This window comes from Streptomyces sp. NPDC104761 (assembly GCF_055583445.1).
The window spans coordinates 748073-767406 of the sequence record NZ_JBVJNZ010000001.1 but is presented as its reverse complement, the minus strand read 5'-3'; the positions used below and the strand labels follow the sequence as shown (position 1 = coordinate 767406).

At 73.7% G+C, this 19334-nt stretch carries 15 protein-coding genes; 7 read left to right on the top strand and 8 right to left on the bottom strand.

Going from position 1 to position 19334, the window contains the following annotated elements; all coding sequences use genetic code 11:
* The 3 genes from ACZ63F_RS03570 to speB form a co-directional block, all read right to left on the bottom strand.
* On the bottom strand, nt 1-712 hold a 712-nt coding region (locus tag ACZ63F_RS03570; RefSeq protein WP_469708289.1), incomplete at its 3' end, for a cyclase family protein.
* 5 nt (nt 713-717) lie between these two features.
* Nucleotides 718-2286 carry a purine-cytosine permease family protein gene (locus ACZ63F_RS03565; RefSeq protein ID WP_469708287.1) on the bottom strand — a complete coding sequence of 523 codons (1569 nt, stop codon included), beginning with the start codon at nt 2284-2286 and terminating at the stop codon, nt 718-720.
* Entirely contained in the window at nt 2283-3251 is a 969-nt protein-coding gene (gene speB, locus ACZ63F_RS03560; protein ID WP_469708285.1) for an agmatinase, read from the bottom strand. Before speB ends, ACZ63F_RS03565 begins: the two co-directional genes overlap by 4 nt.
* Nucleotides 3252-3401: 150 nt before the next feature.
* On the opposite strand from speB, the gene ACZ63F_RS03555 reads away from it, so the two are divergent.
* Complete coding sequence (locus ACZ63F_RS03555) at nt 3402-4889, top strand: PucR family transcriptional regulator (protein WP_469708284.1); 1488 nt, start codon at nt 3402-3404, stop codon at nt 4887-4889.
* Between the two features lie 239 nt (nt 4890-5128).
* On the opposite strand, the gene helR is transcribed toward ACZ63F_RS03555, so the two are convergent.
* The 3 genes from helR to ACZ63F_RS03540 form a co-directional block, all read right to left on the bottom strand.
* On the bottom strand, nt 5129-7303 hold the full coding sequence (helR, locus tag ACZ63F_RS03550; RefSeq protein ID WP_469708282.1) for an RNA polymerase recycling motor ATPase HelR: 2175 nt from the start codon (nt 7301-7303) through the stop codon (nt 5129-5131).
* Nucleotides 7304-7662: 359 nt separating this feature from the next.
* The gene (locus tag ACZ63F_RS03545; protein WP_469708281.1) at nt 7663-8862 is read right to left on the bottom strand and encodes a glycosyltransferase; all 1200 of its coding nucleotides are present in this window, start codon (nt 8860-8862) and stop codon (nt 7663-7665) included.
* Nucleotides 8863-9030: 168 nt separating this feature from the next.
* Nucleotides 9031-9579 (bottom strand): RNA polymerase sigma factor, encoded by a 549-nt coding sequence (locus ACZ63F_RS03540; RefSeq protein ID WP_351955156.1) that lies wholly within the window; start codon nt 9577-9579, stop codon nt 9031-9033.
* 46 nt (nt 9580-9625) lie between these two features.
* On the opposite strand from ACZ63F_RS03540, the gene ACZ63F_RS03535 reads away from it, so the two are divergent.
* From ACZ63F_RS03535 to ACZ63F_RS03515, 5 genes are all read left to right on the top strand, one after another.
* Nucleotides 9626-11032 carry a serine/threonine-protein kinase gene (locus tag ACZ63F_RS03535; protein ID WP_469708279.1) on the top strand — a complete coding sequence of 469 codons (1407 nt, stop codon included), beginning with the start codon at nt 9626-9628 and terminating at the stop codon, nt 11030-11032.
* Between the two features lie 128 nt (nt 11033-11160).
* Nucleotides 11161-11880 (top strand): DUF4232 domain-containing protein, encoded by a 720-nt coding sequence (locus tag ACZ63F_RS03530; RefSeq protein WP_469708276.1) that lies wholly within the window; start codon nt 11161-11163, stop codon nt 11878-11880.
* A gap of 191 nt (nt 11881-12071) precedes the next feature.
* Entirely contained in the window at nt 12072-13328 is a 1257-nt protein-coding gene (locus tag ACZ63F_RS03525; protein ID WP_469708274.1) for a polysaccharide deacetylase family protein, read from the top strand.
* Between the two features lie 70 nt (nt 13329-13398).
* Nucleotides 13399-14658, top strand: coding sequence for an arsenic transporter (locus tag ACZ63F_RS03520; protein WP_469709315.1), 1260 nt, complete (start codon nt 13399-13401; stop codon nt 14656-14658).
* Nucleotides 14659-14766: 108 nt separating this feature from the next.
* Nucleotides 14767-15255: a universal stress protein gene (locus tag ACZ63F_RS03515; RefSeq protein WP_469708273.1), complete on the top strand. Its 489-nt coding sequence runs from the start codon at nt 14767-14769 to the stop codon at nt 15253-15255.
* Nucleotides 15256-15267: 12 nt separating this feature from the next.
* Here the strand turns inward: ACZ63F_RS03515 and ACZ63F_RS03510 are convergent, their stop codons facing one another.
* A complete protein-coding gene (locus tag ACZ63F_RS03510; protein ID WP_469708271.1) occupies nt 15268-17139 on the bottom strand; it encodes a ricin-type beta-trefoil lectin domain protein in 1872 nt (623 codons plus the stop codon).
* 415 nt (nt 17140-17554) lie between these two features.
* Entirely contained in the window at nt 17555-18451 is an 897-nt protein-coding gene (locus tag ACZ63F_RS03505; RefSeq protein ID WP_469708269.1) for a helix-turn-helix domain-containing protein, read from the bottom strand.
* Nucleotides 18452-18520: 69 nt separating this feature from the next.
* On the opposite strand from ACZ63F_RS03505, the gene ACZ63F_RS03500 reads away from it, so the two are divergent.
* On the top strand, nt 18521-19303 hold the full coding sequence (locus ACZ63F_RS03500; RefSeq protein ID WP_469708267.1) for a phytanoyl-CoA dioxygenase family protein: 783 nt from the start codon (nt 18521-18523) through the stop codon (nt 19301-19303).
* Nucleotides 19304-19334: the final 31 nt, after the last annotated feature.

Here is a 19334-nt window from a genome sequence, read left to right as displayed (position 1 = left end):
TCAGCCAAGCATACGATGGGGTCGTCCGCCGGGCGAAAGTGGGTTGGTGGTTTTCTACCCAGCTTTTCTCCCAGGAGGGGGGGAGGAGGGGGGGGGGGGCCCCCCCCCCCCCCCCGGGCAGGTGCAGGGGGAAGAGGCTGACGTGGACGTCGTGGCCGGTCTGCTGGGCGTCGAGGACTTCGGCGAGGCTGGTGAGGTTCTCGGCGATGACGGCGTCGGCGCCGCACAGGATGCGGTGGGCGGGAAGGGTGTCGTCGGGGGTCGGGTCGACGCTGAGGGCGTCGATGCCGACGGTGTGGATGCCGCGGGCGACGAGGAGGGCGGCCGCGGCCTCGGTCAGGTAGGGGTGGTCGTGGTAGGCGTCGGTGCCCCAGTGCGCGGACCAGCCGGTGGCGATCAGTACGATCCGGTCCGCCGGGACGCGGGCGAGCAGGTCGGTCCCGATGGCCGCCCGGGGCGCCAGGCCCCGGGCGTCGACGACGTGGGCCGGACCGTCGAACCGGTTCAGCGGCAGCTGGTCCAGCGTGGGCAGGCCGTCCTCGATGTGGGACGGGGCGTCCACGTGGGTGCCGGACTGCGAACCCATGTGCAGCTGGAGGACGTTGACGCCGTCGTGGGCGGCGGTGAGCGCGGGCCGGATGTCCACCTGCGGGTCGCCGGGGTAGACCGGCATGCCGGTGCGCAGCGGCACGGACAGGTCGATCAGGCGCATCCCGCTCACACCTCCGCGGGCTCGGGCGCCGCGACGGGGGCGCCGTCGGCGGCGGTGATCGGCGGCACCGGGGTGTCGACGGCGCGCACCAGCCGCGGGCCCTCGGGACCGAAGACGGCGCGGGGCTCGGGGAAGAGCCACAGCAGGGCCAGGTAGAGGATCGCGGCGAGGCCCAGGCCGACGGGCAGCGAGATGTCCACGCCGCCCGCGAGGTCGCCGAGGGCGCCGACGAACTGGCCGGGGAGGTTGACGAACTGGACGGCGAGCAGGGCGGCGGCCAGCCAGGCGGCCATGCCGCGCCAGTTCCAGCCGTGCGTGAACCAGTAACGCCCGCCCCGCTGGCGGCGGTTGAAGACCTGGAGCGAGTCGGGGTCGTACCAGCCACGGCGGGTGAGGAAGCCCAGGGTCATGATGACCATCCACGGGGCGGTGCAGACGATGATCAGCGTCGCGAAGGTGGAGATGGACTGGGTCAGGTTGGCGGCGAACCGGCCGACGAAGATGAAGGAGATCGACAGGACGCCGATGAACACGGTGGCCTGCACCCGGCTGAACCGGGGGAAGACGCTCGCGAAGTCGAGGCCGGTGCCGTAGAGCGAGGTGGTGCCGGTGGACATGCCGCCGATCAGCGCGAGCAGGCAGACCGGCAGGAAGTACCAGGACGGTGAGACGGCCAGCAGGCCGCCGACGTAGTCCGGGGCGCTCGGGTCGAGGAAGTTCCCGGCCTTGGCGGCGATGATCGAGGCGGTCGCCAGGCCGAAGAAGAACGGCAGGATCGTCGCGATCTGGGAGAGGAAGGCCGCGCCCATGACCCGGCGGCGCGGGGTGTCGGCGGGGATGTAGCGGGCCCAGTCGCCGAGGAACGCCCCGAACGAGACGGGGTTGGAGAGCACGATCAGCGCGGAGCCGATGAACGCCGGCCAGAAGCCCGGGGTGCTCAGCGAGTGGAAGCTGCCCTGGTAGCCGGGGTCGAAGTCGCCGCCGAACGCGAAGAGGCCGAGGACGAAGAGCAGGGAGGCGGCGGCCACCGCGATCTTGTTCACGAAGAGCATGAACCGGAAGCCGTAGATGCACACGGTCAGCACGAGCGCGGCGAACAGGCCGTACGCCAGCGCGTAGACGCCGTCGTTGGTCGGCAGGTGGAACATCCGGTGCGCGCCGCCGACGAGGGCGTCGCCAGAGGACCACACGGAGATGGAGAAGAAGGCGACCGCGGTCAGCAGGGAGAGGAAGGAGCCCACGACCCGGCCGTGCACGCCCAGGTGGGCGGAGGAGGAGACCGAGTTGTTGGTGCCGTTCAGCGGCCCGAACACGGCCAGCGGCGCGAGGATCAGCGCGCCGACGGCGAGGCCGAGGCCGGTGGCCGCCAGGCCCTGCCAGAAGGAGAGCCCGAACAGGATCGGGAAGGCGCCGAGGACGCAGGTGGCGAAGGTGTTCGCGCCGCCGAAGGCGACCCGGAACAGGTCGAGCGGCCGGGCGGTGCGGTCGGCGTCCGGGATGCGCTCGACGCCGTAGGTCTCGATCTCGGTCAGCGACGGGGCGTCGTGCTGCTCCGCTTGGGGGCTGGGGGTCATGTCTGCTCCTCGCGAGGGCCGGCGGAGTCCAGGGTGAACAGGCTGATCAGGTCGTAGGCGACGTGCGACGCGGCGACGGAGGTGATGTCGGCGTGGTCGTAGGCGGGGGCCACCTCGACGACGTCGCCGCCGACGAGGTTGAGCCCGGCGAGGCCGCGCAGGATCTCCAGCAGCTCACGCGAGGTCATGCCGCCGGCTTCCGGGGTGCCGGTGCCGGGGGCGTGTGCGGGGTCGAGGACGTCGATGTCGACGGAGACGTACAGCGGCCGGTCGCCGATGCGCTGCCGCAGCGCGTCCACGGTCTCGTCGACGCCCCGGCGCAGTACGTCGGAGGAGGTGACGATGCCGAAGCCGAGCCGGCGGTCCTCCTCCAGGTCCCGCTTGCCGTACAGGGGGCCGCGGGTGCCGACGTGGCTGAGCGCCTCGGTGTCGACGATGCCCTCCTCGACGGCGCGGCGGAACGGGGTGCCGTGGGTGTACTCGGCGCCGAAGTAGGTGTCCCAGGTGTCGAGGTGGGCGTCGAAGTGGAGCACGGCGACCGGTCCGTGCCGTCTGGCGACCGCCCGCAGCAGCGGCAGCGCGATGGTGTGGTCGCCGCCGATGGTCACCAGCTTCGTGCCGTCGGACTGGAGGCGGGAGGCCTCGTGCTCGACGGTCTCGATCGCCTCGTTGATGTCGAAGGGGTTCACCGGGATGTCACCGGCGTCGGCGACCTGCACCGCCGCGAACGGGGACACGTCGAGTGCCGGGTGGTACGGGCGCAGCAGCCGGGACGCCTCGCGGACGGCGGCCGGGGCGAACCGGGCGCCGGGCCGGTAGGAGACGCCGGTGTCGAAGGGCACGCCGACGACGGCGATGTCCGCGCGGGGCACCTCGTCGAGACGCGGCAGCCGGGCGAAGGTCGCGGGTCCCGCGTAGCGGGGGATCCGGGAGGAGTCCACGGGTCCACGGGGCTCGGTCGTCATGGGGAACCTTCCTGTCGAGCCTGGGCGTACGCCGCCGGGTGGGCGGACCCGGACCGGAGCTGGTGGTTCCGGTGGCGGGGGATGCCTCAGTGTGCGGACGGCCGGCCGACAGGGTCAATTGTTGACGGCACGAAGAACTACAGTGGTCTTGTGCCCGACCACAAAGCGACGCCACGTTCCGTGCTCACCGTGGGCGATCTGCTGTCCTTCCCCGCGTTGCAGATGCGTCTGCTCGCGGGTGGCGGCGGCCTGGGCCGTACGGTCTCCTGGGCACACGTCAGCGAACTGGAGGACCCCACCCCGTGGCTGCAGGGCTCGGAGGTCCTCATGACCGTGGGCCTCGCGGTACCGCGCGGCGGCGACGCGCAGCGGCGCTATCTGGAGCGCCTCGACGACGCGGGCGTCGCGGCGCTGGTCCTCAGCACCCAGCTGCGCACCCCGCCGCTGCGGCAGGCCTTCCTCGCGGCGGCCGAGGAGCGCGGCTTCCCGGTCCTCGAGGTGCCGCTCACCGTTCCCTTCGTGACCATCGCCCAGGAGGTCGCCGCCGCGGTCAGCGAGAAGTCCGCCGAGCGGCTCGGCGCCCAGCTCCAGGTGTTCGGCGCGCTGCGCTGGATGGCCGAGGAGAACCTCGACATCCCCGCGCTCTTCGACCGGCTGGAGCAGCTCAGCGGCTACCGCATCTTCCTGTGCACCCCCCAGGGGCGTCCGCTGCTGCCCGGCGTCCCGGCACCGGAGGACCTGTCGGTGCTCCCGGCGCACCCGGACGCCCCGCCGACCGTGCCCGGCGGCTTCGTGCTCCCCGTCCTCGGCCCGGGTGGCGCGGCCGGCTACCTGGTCGCGCTGGAGCAGGCCGGTGCGCGCCCGGCCGGGCTGGCCGTCGTCCAGCACCTGGCCACCGTCGCCGCGCTGCGGCTCGCGATGGTGCGCCAGGAGCGCGAGGTGCTGCGGCGGGAGGGTGCGGAGACCCTCGCGGAACTGCTCCAGGACACCCTCGACGCGGCCGGCGCCCAGCGCCGGCTGGCCCATCACCGTCTGGACGCCCAGCGGCCGGTCGTCCTCGCGGTGCTCCGGCGCGCCCAGGACGAGCAGCTGGACGGCGCCCTGTCCGGCCACCCGCACCTGACCCTGCGCCGTGGCGAGGACCGGCTGGTGCTGGCCGAACCCGGCTTCACGGAGGCCCTGGCCGACCTGCCGGGCGCGGTGTGCGGGGTGAGCCGGCCCGTCACCGTCGGCGAGCCGCTGCGGGTCGCCCTGCAGGAGGCGGAATGGGCGGCAGGCCGCGCGGAGGAGGCGGGCAAGCCGCTCCTCCACTACGGCGAGGACGCCACCGGACGCTGGCTTCCGGAGGACCGCCGGCTGCTGGCCGCCCTCGTCGAGCAGGTCCTCGGCGCGGCCCTGCGCTACGACCGGACGCACGGGTCCCAGCTCCTGGTCTCCGTCCGCACCTGGATGGAACGCGACCGGCGCACCGAGGACGCCGCCGCTGCACTGCACATCCACCCCAACACCCTCGCCTACCGGCTGCGCCGCTTCGGCGAGGTGACCGGCCGGGACCTGTCGACGACGGCCGCCTTCACCGAGGTCTGGTTCGCCGTGCGCGCGGCGACCGAGCTGGGCGTGGCGGTCGCCGGGCCGTAGCGGGCGCCCGCGACACGTCGCCGCCCGCCGCTTGCGAAAGCAACGGTCACCTGCCCGCCCGGCGTACAGTCGGTCGCGCTCGAGCTCGGCACCGGGCGGTGCAGGTGCTCCAGGACGCCGCTCCCCTCACCATCCCCGAGGGCGCGTCGGCGACGACCATCCGCGTCGAGTGGGAACCCGGCGATCCCGGAACCCCACCGCACCGCCACAGCCGCGGCCGGGGGGCACCCCAGCGCCTCCTACGGGGTGCTCGTCAGGACCACCAGCTGCCGGGTCGCCCGGGTCATCGCGACGTAGCGGTCGACACCGCCCGTCACGCCCGTGCCGAACTTCTCCGGGTCGACGAGGACGACGAGGTCGAATTCGAGTCCCTTCGACAGTTCCGGGGTGAGCGCGCTGACCCGGGGCGTCGGTGTGAACCCGGGGTCGCCGACCACGCAGGCGACACCCTCGGCGTGGCCCGCGAGCCAGGTGCCGAGGATCCGGTCCCGCTCGGACACGGATCCGTGGACCACGGGCAGGCCGCCGGCGCGGATCGAGATCGGCACGTTGGCGTCCGGGAGCACGGCCCGGATGACCGGCTCGGCCTCCGCCATGACCTCTTCCGGGGTGCGGTAGTTGATGCTGAGCGAGGCCGACTCGATCCGGTCGAACCCGACCCGGGCCAGGCGTTCCTGCCAGGTCTCCGTGAACCCGTGCCGTGCCTGGGCCCGGTCCCCGACGATGGTGAAGCTCCGGGACGGGCAGCGCAGCAGCAGCATCTGCCACTCCGCGTCGGTGAGTTCCTGGGCCTCGTCGACGACGATGTGGGCGAACGGGCCGGCCAGCAGGTCGGGAGCGGGGACGGCCAGTTCGGACTCGTCGACCAGGCTGACCTTGGCGTCCTCCCCGCGGAGCATGATCACCAGGCCTTCGCCGTCGTCGCCGTCGGCACCGGAGTCCCGGACGGCCCCGATCAGGTTGTCGACGACCTGGGTCATGCGCTCGCGCTGGGCGGCGAGCACGGCCTCCTGCCGGCGTGTGCGCCGGGAGGCCTCCGGGTCGCCGAGCCGCTGCCGGGCCGCGTCCAGGAGCGGCAGGTCGGACACCGTCCAGGCCTGGGCGTCGGCGCGCTGGAGCCTGCGTACGTCGTCGGGTCCGAGCCAGGGGGCGCACAGCCGCAGGTAGGCGGGCACCGACCAGAGGTCCCCGACCAGGTCGGTCGGCTCCAGCAGCGGCCAGGCGCGGTCGAGGGTGTCGACCAGGTCCCGGTCCCGCTGCAGCGACCTGCGGAACTCCTCGGCCGCCACGTCGTCGCCGCGGTGCTTCTCCAGCAGGATGCTGGCCAGCTCCTCCCAGATCTGGTCGCGGGCCTCGTTGTGCGGGGTGCCGGGAGCCGGTGCCCGGAACGCGTCGGCCCAGTCGTCGGCGGTCAGCCGGAGGTCGCCCCAGTCGGTGGTCACCGTCATTCCCTGGGCCGGGGGCTCCTCGTAGAACCGGACGGCGGTCTCGACCGCCCGCACCATGTCCGCGGACGACTTCAGCCGGGCCGCCTCCGGGTCGGTCTCCTCGGCGGCGGTGGCCCCCTCGTCGACGAGGTCCCGCAGGACGCAGGTCTGCACGCCCTCCTCGCCGAGGCTCGGCAGGACGTCGGAGACGTAGTTCAGGTAGGGCCGGTGCGGGCCGACGAACAGCACCCCGCCCCTGCGGTGGCCGAGCCGCGGGTCGGAGTACAGGAGGTGGGCGGTGCGGTGCAGGGCGACGACCGTCTTGCCGGTGCCCGGGCCGCCGTCGACGACGAGGGCGCCGCGGGATCCGGCGCGGATGATCGCGTCCTGGTCGGCCTGGATGGTGGCGAGCACGTCCCGCATCCGCTCCGAGCGGTCGGCTCCCAGACTGGCGATGAACGCGGACTGGTCGTCGAGCGCGGCGTGCCCGTCGAGCCCGTCGGCGGTGAACACCTCGTCCCAGTAGTCGCTGATCCGGCCGTCCGTCCAGCGGTACCTGCGCCTGCTGCGCAGCCCCGCCGGGTCGGCGTGGGTCGCCGCGAAGAACGGCTCGGCCGCGGGCGACCGCCAGTCGATCAGCAGCCGGCGCCCCGTGCTGTCGGTGAGGCCGAGGCGGCCGATGTACACGGGCTCGGGGTCGTCGATGCCGACCATGCGTCCCAGGCACAGGTCCAGGCCGAAGCGGCGCAGGGTGCGCAGGCGTCCGGTCAGCCGGTGGACCTCGGCGTCCCGGTCCATCGCGGCCCGGCCGGTGCCGCCGGGCGCCCTGAGTTCGGCGTCGAGGCGGTCGGACAGTTCGGCGATCGTCCGGGCGAGGCACTCGGCGACGGCGGCCAGGTGCCGCTCGTCGTCGGCGATCAGGGCCGGGTCGGCCTTGGCGGAGAGCCGTTCGGGGAGGTCGAAGGGGCTGGTGGTCAGGGGGTTCAAGGAATCAGCTCCGTGGGGTGGCCGTGCGGCCGTAGGCACGTACGGCAGGGCGTCCGGGAGGACAGGGCGAAACAGGCGGACACGGGAGGCGGGGCGGCGGCCGCCGTCCGGGGTTGATCGCGGGAGGTGGTGGGTGGCGGCCGGCCCGCGGGACCGTCATGACCGGGAGGTGGTGGGTGGCGGCCGGGGCGCGGGACCGTCATGACCGGGACGTGGTGGGTGGCGGCCGGGGCGCGGGACCGTCATGACCGGGACGTGCTGGGCGGCGGCCGGGGCGCGGGACCGTCATGACCGGGTCGCGCCTACGCGGCGAGGCCGCACCTTCAGGCAGCAGCCGCGGTGGTCGTGTGCGGTGCGGCTCAGGCGCCGTCGAGGAGCAGCCGCGCGGCCACGGTGGCTCCGTCGGTGCGCATCGTGCCGGCCACGGCGGCCGCACGGGCGCGGGTGTCGGGGGTGAGGGCGGTCGCGAGCGCGGCCGAGAGCGAGTCGACGGTCGGTACCGGGCCGTCGTGGGCCGCGCCGATGCCGAGAGCGGCGACCCGGGCGGCCCAGAACGGCTGGTCCACGAACTGGGGCACGACCACCTGGGGGACCCCCGCCACGGCGGCGGTCGTCGTGGTGCCCGCGCCCCCGTGGTGGACGACGGCGGCGACCCGGCGGAACAGCGCCTGGTGGTTGATCTCGCCGACGGCGAAGGAGTCGGCGCCGTCGTCCGGGACCAGGTCCGCCCAGCCGCGGCCGATCAGCACGCGCCGCCCCTGGGCGCGTACCGCCTCGACGGCCACCCGGGCGGCGTCCGGCGCGCCGCGCATGGCCATACTGCCGAAGCCGACGTAGACCGGCGGTGCGCCGGCCGCCAGGAACGCCAGCAGGTCGGCCGGCAGCGCGCGGGTGTCCGGGAGCAGCCACGCGCCGGTCTGCACGAGGTCGAGGTCGGTCATCTCCTGCCAGGGGGCGAACCCCGGGTCGGCCGCCAGCCACGGCCGGTCGGTGAGGACGTGGTCGCGGACGTTGTCCACCGGGGGCAGGCCGAGCGCGGCCCGGTGGGTGTTGAGCGCCTCGCCGTACAGGGCGTTGACCCGCTCGGCGTCCACCTTCCACAGCGTCGGCAGGTCGGCGTCAGCCGGAGCAGGACGGCCCGGCCGGCGCGCCGGCGGGAACCGCGAGGACGGCAGTCCGGCGGTGTGGTAGCAGGCCAGCACGTAGCGGATGCCCAGGTGCTCGGCCACCGACCGCGCACCGGCCGGCATCAGGCCGCTCGCCACCAGCACGTCGCAGCCCTCGGCCGCCGGGCCGACCGTGTCGAAGTGTGCGGCCACCAGCTCGGGCGCGAGCTTGAACGCGTCCTCCGGGGCCGGCTTCGGCCGGGTCACCAGCGCCCGCACCGACGGCCCGAACGGCACGTGCGGCACGCCCGCACGGGCCAGCAGCTCCGCGAACTCCTCGTCCGGCGGTGCGCACACCCGGGCCTCGGCGCCGAGCTCGCGCAGCGCCACCGCGAGTCCCGCCAGCGGTTCGACGTCGCCGCGCGACCCATATCCCATCAACAGCACACGCATGTCGCACATCCCCCAAATACCGCGGTTCCTGGCTTCGGCCTGCGATTCTGCGGGACGAGGGGGGCCTTGCCGCAAGCCCCCCAGTGCGCTATACGTTAAGAAGGGAGAGAAGAGGAACTCCTCTCCCTCTGTCTGTTGCGGGCCGCCGACGCGCGGCCCTTTCTGCTGTCAGGGCGCGCTGAGCCAGGGCCGGACCTGCTTGCGGGCCTCGTGCAGCCGGGACTTCAGGGTGCCCAGCGGGATCCCCACGCGCTCGGCGACCTCGGCGTAGTCCAGCTGGCAGATGTCCCGGTAGACGAGCGGCGCCACCAGCTGCGGGTGCTCCCGCTCCAGGCGGTCCAGCGCCTCCAGCAGATCGATGCGGGACCCGGCGATCACACTCGTGGTCCGGGGGTCGACGTGCTCGGTCGGCTCGATGGCCGCCGGCTGCTCCGCCGCCCGCCGCTTCAGGTCCCGGTACTTCTGCCGGGAGCAGTTGGCGACGACCGTGTACAGCCAGGTGCTGAAGCGGCTGCGGCCCTCGAACGTGGAGATCTTCCGGGAGATCTGCAGCAGCACGTCCTGGGCCGCCTCCTCGGCGTCCTCGCGGCACGGCAGGAACCGCCCGCAGCGCCGTACGACGTCCGGCCAGACCTCGGACAGCAGCTGGTTCAGAGCCACCTGGTCGCCGGCGGCGGCCCGCCGGGCGAGGTCTTCGGTCAGCGCGGCGTCCGGCACGGGAGGTCCCCCTCGAAGTCGATCTCAGGACAGGCATGATAGTCGTATGCAACCCCTGGAGCGGATCGGCCGCTATCGCCTCGAACAGCGCCTGGGCACCGGTGCCTTCGGGACGGTCTGGCTCGCCCACGACGACCAGCTGGACGCCTCGGTCGCGGTGAAGGTGCTCGCCGACAACTGGTCCCACCGCCTCGACATCCACGACCGCTTCCTGTCCGAGGCGCGGCTGCTGCGGCGGGCCGACTCGAAGCGCGTGGTGCAGGTCTACGACATCGGCGAACTCCCGGACGGACGGCCGTACTTCGTCATGGAGTACGCCGACGCGGGCACCCTCGCCGACCTGCTCGGCGGCGGCCCGCTCCCGATCCCCGACGCGCTGCGGCTGACCGCGCTGGCGGCGCGCGGCGCGCAGGACCTGCACGGGGCGGGGATCGTGCACCGGGACATCAAGCCGACCAACGTGCTGCTGCGCACCGCGCAGGACGGCACCCGGCGGGTGCTCCTTGCCGACCTGGGGCTGGCCAAGAGCCTGGCGCAGGCGTCGGGGCTGACCCTGGCCGCCGGTTCGGCGGGGTACCAGCCGCCGGAGCAGGCCGAGCCCGGCGAGGGCATCGACGCCCGCGCCGACGTCTACGCGCTGGGCGCGGTCGGCTACGAGCTGGTCACCGGGACGGTGCCGGCTGCGCCCGGACGGGTGATCCGGCCGGAGCGGCTGCGGCCCGACCTCGGGGAGGACGTGCAGCGGGCGCTGCTGCGGGCCCTGGAGCCGGACCGGGAGCGGCGCTGGCCGTCCGCGCAGGCCTTCGCCGACGAGCTGGACCGGCTGGCGGCAGCCGCGGCGGGCCGCAGGGCGCGCCGTCCCCGGCGCCTGGACGGTGTCCGCAGGCGGCTCAACGCGGTCACGCTGACCGTCGCCGCGGTCCTCGCGGCCGGGGGCACCGCCCTCGCGGTCACGATGATCGACCGGAACGGGTCGGCGGGGGCCGAGACGCGGGTCGCCGACGCCACCGGGCGGGTGGTGGCCCAGGTGCCGTCCGGGTGGGCGGGCGAGCTGCGGAACTCCGGCTGGAACCCGCAGGCCCTGGGGCTGGCCTCCGGGCACGAGCCGGGTCTCGAGGTCGCCGACGACGTGTCCGAGTGGCAGGACCTGACGACCGCGGTGAACGGCGTCTTCATCGGCGTGAGCGAGCACGGCGACGTCGCCGCCAAGGTGGACGCCCTCTCCCACTCCGGCTGCCACTACGACGGCAGCCGCGCCTTCACCGGCACCGACTGGAAGGGCAGCGTCCGCAGCTGGAGCGGCTGTTCCGGCGCGGGCGGATCGATCCAGGAGGCGGCCCTGCGCCCGGCCGGCGGCGGGAGCCGGCCGCAGGTGTACGTGCAGGTGCGGCAGAAGGGCGCCGTCGACAGGACCGTCACGGACGGCATACTCCGGTCCCTTCGGGTCACCTGAGTCGGGCAATCCCGGCGTGCCCCCGAACTTTTCCGCCGTTTCTCGCATCGGATGGGAGTGACGGCGCACGGAGCGCCTCAAGCACGCCTCGCGGGCGTGCCACGACACATCCAGGAGTGGTGAGACACATGGCGCACACGTCCCAGTCCTTGCGGCGCGGGGCGGCCCTGCTCGCGAGCACGGTCGCCGCCCTGGGCCTGCTGACCGCCTGCGGCAACGGCGGTCAGGGCAAGTCACCCGAGTCGGTGTCGGGCACGGCCGCGCCCGCGACCGGCAACGCGTCGGGCACGGACACCTCGGGCACCTCCCCCGTCCCGTCCGGCAACGGATCCTCCTCGGCCTCACAGGGCGGCGGCTCGTCGACCGGCGGCGGCTCGTCGACGGGCGGTTCGTCGACCGGCGGCGCCACGACGGGCAGCGCCGCCGCGACGCGCTGCCACACCTCGGAGCTGTCCGCCTCGGTGGGCGGCAACAACCCGGGGGCCGGCCAGGAGAACTTCCCGGTCGTCCTCACCAACACGTCGGGCCGCACCTGCACCGTGCGCGGCTACCCGGGCGCCGCCTTCGTGAACGCTTCCGGCACCCAGCTCGGCCCCGACCCGCAGCGCGAGTCCGGCACCACCGCCACGACGGTCACCCTCAAGCCCGGTCACAGCGCCTGGGCGGGGCTGACCTTCTCCAACCCGGAGATCAGCGGCGCCAAGACGGCGACCCCGGCCGCGCTCCTGGTCACCCCGCCGGACGAGAAGGACTCGCTGAAGGTCGCCTGGAACAACGGCGCGGTCCCGGTCTCCGGGAACGCCTCCTCGGTGCGCCTGGGCGTCTTCAGCGCCGGTACCGGCGCCTGACCACCCCCTGACCGGACCCCGCTGCCCACTCCCCCGGGCAGCGGGGTTCGTCATGTCCGGGCCACGACTGTCACAGGCGTGCAACACGCACAACCGGCTCCGATCTTTTTCGCCCGACCGCCCATCGAACCCGTCGACCACACAGCGACGGGGCTCCGCGAGGGGCCGGGACGACGGAATCGGGGACGGACATGAGCGGCATCTCTCGCAGGCGGGTGCTGACGGCGGGCGCGACGGCGGGGGCGCTCGGCGCCCTCTCCGCGTGCTCGAACGGCAGCTGGACGCTGGGCGGCAGCAGCTCGGGCGACGGCGTCAAGGACGGCGGGGCCGGCGGCGGCGCGCCGGCCAAGCCGCTCAAGCTCATCGGCGACGGCTCCACCGCCGACACCGGCGCGCAGCCGCACCAGCCGAAGGCGACCCGGATGGCACCCGGCACCAAGCCGCCGCAGTTCGTGGTGTTCTCCTGGGACGGCGCGGGCGAGCTCAGCAACAAGCTGTTCTCCCGCTTCCGCAAGGTGGCCGCGGACCACGGCGCGAAGATGACGTTCTTCCTCTCCGGCATCTACACCCTGCCCGAGTCCAAGAAGGACCTCTACCGTCCCCCGCAGCACCCGGTCGGCGCCTCCGCGATCGGCTACCTCTCCGACCGGCACATCCACAACACGCTCCAGCAGGTGCGCGCGGCCTGGCTGGAGGGCCACGAGATCGGCACCCACTTCAACGGGCACTTCTGCGGCTCCGACGGCGTGCGCAACTGGTCCCCCGCCGAGTGGCGCAGCGAGATCGACCAGGCCATGGACTTCGTCACCAAGTGGAAGACGAACACCGGCTTCACCGATCTGGAGCCGCTGCCCTTCGACTACAGCAAGGAGCTGATCGGCGGCCGCACCCCGTGCCTGGAGGGCCAGGCCAACCTGCTGCCCACCGCGGCCGCGCTCGGCTGGAAGTACGACGCCTCCTCCCCCGGCGGCCTGCAGATCTGGCCGGGCAAGGTGCAGGGCAACCGCATCTGGGACTTCCCGCTGCAGTCCATACCGTTCCCCGGGCACTCCTTCCAGGTCCTGTCGATGGACTACAACATGATGTACAACCAGTCGGCCGGAAATCCGCTGGGCGACAAGACGCAGTACGACGCCTGGCGCACCCAGGCCCGCGACAGCTACGTGGCGGGCTTCGAGCGGGCCTACAGCACCAACCGGGCGCCGTTCTTCATCGGGAACCACTTCGAGCGCTGGAACGGCGGCATCTACATGGACGCCGTCGAGGAGGCCATCGGCAAGATGGCGCAGTACGACGACGTGCGCTTCGTGTCCTTCAAGCAGCTCGTGGCGTGGCTGGAGGCGCAGGACCCGGCGGTGCTGCGGACGCTGCGCACGCTGAACCCGGGGCAGGAGCCGACCGGCGGCTGGGGCGAGTTCCTGGGCGCGGCGGGTAACCGGTCCTCGTAACCGGGGTCCGTCCATCTTCATCTGCTTTCATGGGCGGGCCGCACTTGATCACGCCTTTGAGGGACGCGCCCTGAACACCCCGCTCGCCGAGACCCTGTCCGTCCTCCTGCTCGCCGCCGTGCTGGCCTGGGCCGTGATCCGGCCGCGAGGCTGGCCGGAGGCGGTGCTCGCCGTGCCGGCGGCGGGCATCGTCGTCGCCACCGGGGCGATCTCCCTCGACCACGCGCGGGCGGAGGCAGAGCAGCTGGGGCCGGTCGTCGGGTTCCTCGCCGCGGTCCTGGTGCTGGCCCACTTCTGCGACGTGGAGGGCCTGTTCCAGGCCTGCGGGGCGTGGATGGCCCGCTGGTCGGGCGGGCGGCCGGTGCGGCTGCTGACCGCGGTGTTCGCACTGGCCTCGGTGATCACCGCCGTGCTGAGCCTGGACGCGACGGTGGTGCTGCTGACGCCCGTGGTGTTCGCGACGGCGGCCCGGTCCGGAGTGCGGGCGAAACCGCACGTCTACGCCTGTACGCACCTGTCGAACACCGCCTCGCTGCTGCTGCCGGTGTCGAACCTGACGAACCTGCTGGCGTTCGCGGCGAGCGGGCTGAGCTTCACCCGGTTCGCGGCGCTGATGGTGCTGCCCTGGCTCGTGGCGATCGGCGCAGAGTACCTGGTGTTCCGGCGGTTCTTCGCCCGTGACCTGTCCTCGGCGGCACCTGGTTCCCAAGGCCCCGGCGAACCGCCCCGGCTGCCGGTGTTCGCGCTGGTGACGGTGGCCTGCACGCTCGCCGGGTTCGTGCTCACCTCGGCGGTCGGCGTCGACCCGGCGTGGGCCGCGTGCGCGGGCGCGCTGGTGCTGGCCGGGCGGGCACTGGTACGGCGGAAGGCGACCCCGCTGACGGTGGTGAAGGCGGCCGCGCCCGCGTTCCTGGCGTTCGTGCTGGCGCTCGGGATCGTGGTGCGGGCGGTCGTCGACAACGGGCTCGCGGACGCGCTCGGCCATGTGCTGCCGGGCGGCACCGGGCTGCCGGCGCTGCTCGGCGTCGCCGCGCTGGCGGCCGTCCTCGCGAACATCGTCAACAACCTGCCGGCGGTGCTGGTGCTGCTGCCGCTGGCCGCGCCGGCCGGTCCTGGCGCGGTGCTCGCGGTGCTGCTCGGGGTGAACATCGGCCCGAACCTCACCTACGCCGGTTCCCTGGCGACACTGCTGTGGCGCAGGATCGTGCACCAGCACGACCACGGCGTGGACCTCGGCGAGTTCACCCGCCTGGGCCTGCTCGCCGTGCCGGCCGCACTGTGCGGGGCGGTGGTGGCACTGTGGGGGGCGCTTCAGATGGTCGGAGTGTGAACGGGTCCGGCCACCACGGCGCCGCAGCCACCCATCGGCAGATCGCGGCACCTGATGCGAGGCACGTGGTCGGGAATCCAGTCGGCATCTAGCTGGGAGGCGATGGACATGCAGGTGATCGTCTGGCTGGTCGAGGGCACCTGGCCCGCCTGTGTGGACGCGGCGCGCGGCTACGCACCGGACGCGTCCGAGGTGGTACTGCTGCACGTGGCCGAGCCAGGGGTGGCCGGGCTCGCGCACGGCGCCTTCGCGGGACTGCTGGGCCGGGCCGGCTCGGAACCGGACCCGGAGGGGCGGCTGGTGGAGCTCGGCGGCACGTCGGCGGCGGAGTTGCTGGCCGCGGCCGAGGCCCGGCTGGGGCGGCCGTGCACCCGGCTGGAGCGGGTGGGCCGGGTCGAGCGGGAGGTGGTGGCGGCCGCCGAGGAGGCCGGTCTGCTGGTCCTGGCCCGGGACGGCGACCGGTCCCGGCTCGGGCCGCACAGCCTGGGCAGGGCGGCACGGTTCGTGGTCGACCACGCGCCCTGCCCGGTGCTGCTGGTGTGGCCGGAGGGGGCGCCGGACCTGACGACGATCCCGCCCCCGCCGCCGCACCCCTGAGCCCGCGCGGGCTCAGTGCCCGTGGCGGCCCCCGCCACCGCCCCCGTAGCCACCGCCGTAACCGCCGCCGCTCCAGCCGCCGCCGTACTGGCCGTTCCCGGAGCCGTAGCAGTAGCCCGGGTACGCGACGCACGGGTCGTAGCCGGCGGTGCTCGACGGCGTCGGTTGCGCGGTCGTCCTGGACGCCGCCGGGGTGGGTGTCGGCGTGGCGGGCTTCGCGGCCCTGGTGGTCGGGGCGGCGGACGCGGTGGCGGCCTGGGGCGGCGTCGGTGTGGTGTCGGCGTCCCAGTTGACGATCTGCATCTGCAGGTCGGGCTGGGAGGTGTCCATCACCCACCGCTGGGCATTGGCGTTCGTCCGGTTCTTGACCACCAGGGCACCACCGCCGTCCGTGGCGGCCGGGGCGAGCGCCAGGTCCTGGTCCCAGCGGGGCACCAGCGCGCCCTGGAGGGTGAAGTCGTAGTGGACGTTCTTCGCCTTGGTCCCGGCCGCCGTGGTGCACGGGGCGAGCTGGACGGAGTAGCCAAGGTGCGAGTCCAGGCACAGCTCGGGGGCGGCCGCGTTGCGCAGCAGTCCGTCGCCGTCGTACGTCCACTGCTGGCTGGCGACCGAGGAGCACTCGGCGAGCTCGGTCTCGGCGCCCTTGACGGCCTTCTTGCCGACCACGCCGATGCACAGGCCGGAGGCGATGTTGTGCAGGCGGCCGCGCAGGGTGTCCTGGGTGGTCCGGCTGGTGCCGATCCAGGACGGGCCGGAGGTGGCGGAGCCGGCCGGCGTGGCGGAGGGCTTGGCGGTGGCCGGGGTGGAGTCGTCTCCGGAGCCGAGCACCGACCACAGCACCAGGGGCAGCACGACCAGACCGCTCACGGTGCCCACGGCCACGGCGAGATTGCGGCGGCGGACCCGGCGGGCGGCCCGCTGCTGGGCGCGGCGGGAGGCGGCCGGGTGCACGACCAGGTCCTTGCCCGGGGCGGCGGGCGGCGCGAAGGCCTCGCCGCCCGCGAACCCGCCCGCGAACCCGGCGGCGGGTGCGGCCGGGGTTTCGGCGGGCTGTTCGGCCGCTCCGGCCCGGGACTCCATGTAGGCGCGGGCGCCCCAGCCGAGCACGGCCTCGGCCAGGGCGATGCCGAGCCCGCCGTTGAACTGGTGGAGCTGGTCGGCGGTGTACCGGCAGTGCTTGCAGCCGTTCAGGTGCTGCTGGAGGTCGCGGTCGACGTCGATCCCGCCGCGCCGGAAGGTCACGTCGATCATCCGGACGTAGCGCTGGCACTCGTCCTCGTGGGCGAGTTCGCGGTGCACCTGGAGGCACTCCTCGCGCATCCGCTCGCGGGCCCGGCCCAGTTCGACGTGCGCGTCCTGCTCGTCCAGGCCCAGCAGTGCGGCCGGAGAAGCCAGGGGCTCCGACTCGACCTCGGTGTGCCACAGCACGGTCCGCGAGGACGGGGTGAGCCGCTGGAAGGCACGGGAGAGCAGCCGCCGGTTCGCGGGCGGGAGCAGCCGGGAGGCGGCCCGTTCGCCCTTGCCGGCGCGCAGCTGGGGGTGGAGCAGTTCGCCGCGGCCGTCGTTGTCCCATTCGGCGGCGATACGCCGTACGGTGACGAGGAGCTGGGGGCGCCAGGCGGCGGTCGGGCCGGCCTGGCGGAGTGATTCACCGAAGAGCCGGGTGAATGCGGCGGTGGTGAGCATTCCCGCGCCGCGCGTCCCGTCGGCGCACAGACGGGCATAGGCGAAGGCCGCTTCCCAGTGCCGGTCGAGCAGTTCACCGACGGGATGCAGGGCGGGTGCCGTGCCCGTCCACTGCTTGAGCTCGGCGCTGAGCTGCTCGTCGGTGACGTCGAACGGCCGGGCGGGGGTAGGGGAATTCCCCAGGCCTGCGTCATTCACGGCTGCATTCCTTCCAGACGCAACGCGGGATCCGGCCCATACCGTCTGGTATGCGACCGGTATGCGGCCCCGCCGACGCCAAGGCCGGATGGGCTTGTTGGGGGGTTCGGCGCGCGGGGAGCGGCCTCGCGCACGCGGCGGTCGAAAAACAATTGTCCGCATGCCGACACGCCACACCTTTGCACAGGCCAGCACGGCAGAACAAGGGATCTCGGGGTTTTGCGCATTACCCCGAGGCTGCGCTAATTTGACCATTCGTCAAGGACAGAGTCCGCGCTTTGTCGCCGTATCGACATCGCAATTGGCGCGGGGATTCAGGGTCGACCGCCCCGGTATCGGCACCAACCATTGAACCACGCCCCGACCTGCACAGGCCGCCGGACGGCCGGCGCCCGGGAACCAATAACCGGGCGCATTACAGACGTTCACCGGAGCGGTAGGCGCCGGGCGGGACACCATATCGTTCTCGGAAAACCCGGTTGAAGTGGAACGGGCTGGGAAATCCGGACGCGGCGGCGACCCGCTCGACGGTCAGGTCGCTGCTCTCCAGCAGCCGGGTGGCGTGTCGCAGGCGCGCCTCGCGCAGTGCGCGCATCGGCGGCACGCCGGTCCGCGCGGTGAAGAGGTGGGCGAACCGGGACGGCGACAGGGCGACACGCGCGGCGAGCGAGCGGACCGTGTGCGGGGCGGCCGGGTCGGCGGCGATCAGTTCCTCGGCACGGCGCACCCGCTCGTCCCCGGCGTCCCCGCCTGGCACCGCCGGCTGCGCGCCGGCGGTCGCGAGCAGCACGGCCTCCTCCAGCGCGCACAGGGCGAGTTCGCGGGCCGCGCTGCCGTGCGCGACGGCCACGGGGTCGTCGCCGGCCGCCGGGGTGGGCGGCGCGCCGGTGCCGGTCCAGCGGGAGTCGGCGAGCACGCGGTGGAAGGCCGCCTCGATCCGGGCGCGGGTGCCGTCCGGGGCGCCGACGGCGTACACGCCGTCGCCGAGGGCGCGGGGGGCCAGCCACGGGAGCCAGTGGGGGCGGACCTGGCAGTGCGTCCACCAGAACCGCCAGCGGTGTGCGCCGGGTCCGACCGCATAGCTGTGCGGCACGCCCGGGGCGAGGACGACGAGGTCGCCGGCGCGGGCGGTGGTCTCCACGGTTCCCTGCCGGAGCAGGCCGCTGCCGTCCGTCGTCCAGGTGAGCAGCCAACTGCTCGCTCCCGCGGGGCGGTTGATCCGGTAGCCGGGCCCTTCGTCGTAGCGGCCGGTGACGACCATCCCCGGGGGCGGGGCCGGGACAGCAGTGCCGGGCAGCTCCGCAGCGCTCATGGGCATCCTCTCCGCGGTGGCGTCGCCCTAGCGTGACAGGTCCAGGGCACCGGACCGAGGAGGGCGGGCATGACAGCCACGGGCATCGACACCACCGTCGCGCGGCAGTTCGAGGAGGACGGGTTCACCGTCGTACGGGGGTTGTTCGGGTACGACGAGATCGACCGGCTGTGCGCGGAGTTCGCGGCGCTGCACGCGGCGGGGCGGGTCGTACCGGGCCACTTCGAGCCGCGGCCGTCGGGGGATCCGCTGCAACGGTTTCCGCGGGTGATGCAGCCGCACGAGATCAGTGCGCTCGCGCGGCGGTTCCTGCTGGACGCGCGGCTGCGGGTGGTCCTCGAGGCGCTGCTCGGGGAGGAGGTGCTGGCCGCGCAGAGCATGTTCTACTTCAAGCCGCCGGGAGCCCGCGGGCAGGCGCTGCATCAGGACAACTTCTATCTGCGGGTGGAGCCGGGGACGTGCGTGGCCGCGTGGGTCGCCTGTGAGGCGATCGACCGGGAGAACGGCGGCCTCGAGGTGGTGCCGGGGACGCACCGGATGGACCTGTTCTGCCCCGAGGAGTCGGACGCGGAACTGTCGTTCGCGCGGGAGTACGTGGCACCGCCGGAGGGGCTCGCGGCGGTGCCGGTCGACATGGGGCCGGGGGACGTGCTGTTCTTCAACGGGAGCCTGGTGCACGGGTCGCAGCCCAATCGCTCCGCCGGGCGGTACCGGCGATCCTTCATCGGCCACTATGTGGGGCGGTCGGCGGAGCGGATCGGGGCGTATTACCGGACGTTGTCCATGGGTGGGGTACCTGTTCCCCTGCTGAAGAGCGAAGGGGGTGGTCCGTGCGGGACCGAGCGGTTGTGATGCGGGTGCGGGTGCTTCCTGGTTGCCCGCG

Excerpts from the sequence above, each read along its gene's own strand:
- ACZ63F_RS03505 (WP_469708269.1), bottom strand. The coding sequence starts at position 18,451 with ATGAGCGCTGCGGAGCTGCCCGGCACTGCTGTCCCGGCCCCGCCCCCG.
- ACZ63F_RS03545 (WP_469708281.1), bottom strand. The coding sequence starts at position 8,862 with ATGCGTGTGCTGTTGATGGGATATGGGTCGCGCGGCGACGTCGAACCG.
- ACZ63F_RS03500 (WP_469708267.1), top strand. The coding sequence starts at position 18,521 with ATGACAGCCACGGGCATCGACACCACCGTCGCGCGGCAGTTCGAGGAG.
- ACZ63F_RS03535 (WP_469708279.1), top strand. The coding sequence starts at position 9,626 with ATGCAACCCCTGGAGCGGATCGGCCGCTATCGCCTCGAACAGCGCCTG.
- ACZ63F_RS03525 (WP_469708274.1), top strand. The coding sequence starts at position 12,072 with ATGAGCGGCATCTCTCGCAGGCGGGTGCTGACGGCGGGCGCGACGGCG.
- speB (WP_469708285.1), bottom strand. The coding sequence starts at position 3,251 with ATGACGACCGAGCCCCGTGGACCCGTGGACTCCTCCCGGATCCCCCGC.
- ACZ63F_RS03565 (WP_469708287.1), bottom strand. The coding sequence starts at position 2,286 with ATGACCCCCAGCCCCCAAGCGGAGCAGCACGACGCCCCGTCGCTGACC.
- ACZ63F_RS03530 (WP_469708276.1), top strand. The coding sequence starts at position 11,161 with ATGGCGCACACGTCCCAGTCCTTGCGGCGCGGGGCGGCCCTGCTCGCG.
- ACZ63F_RS03515 (WP_469708273.1), top strand. The coding sequence starts at position 14,767 with ATGCAGGTGATCGTCTGGCTGGTCGAGGGCACCTGGCCCGCCTGTGTG.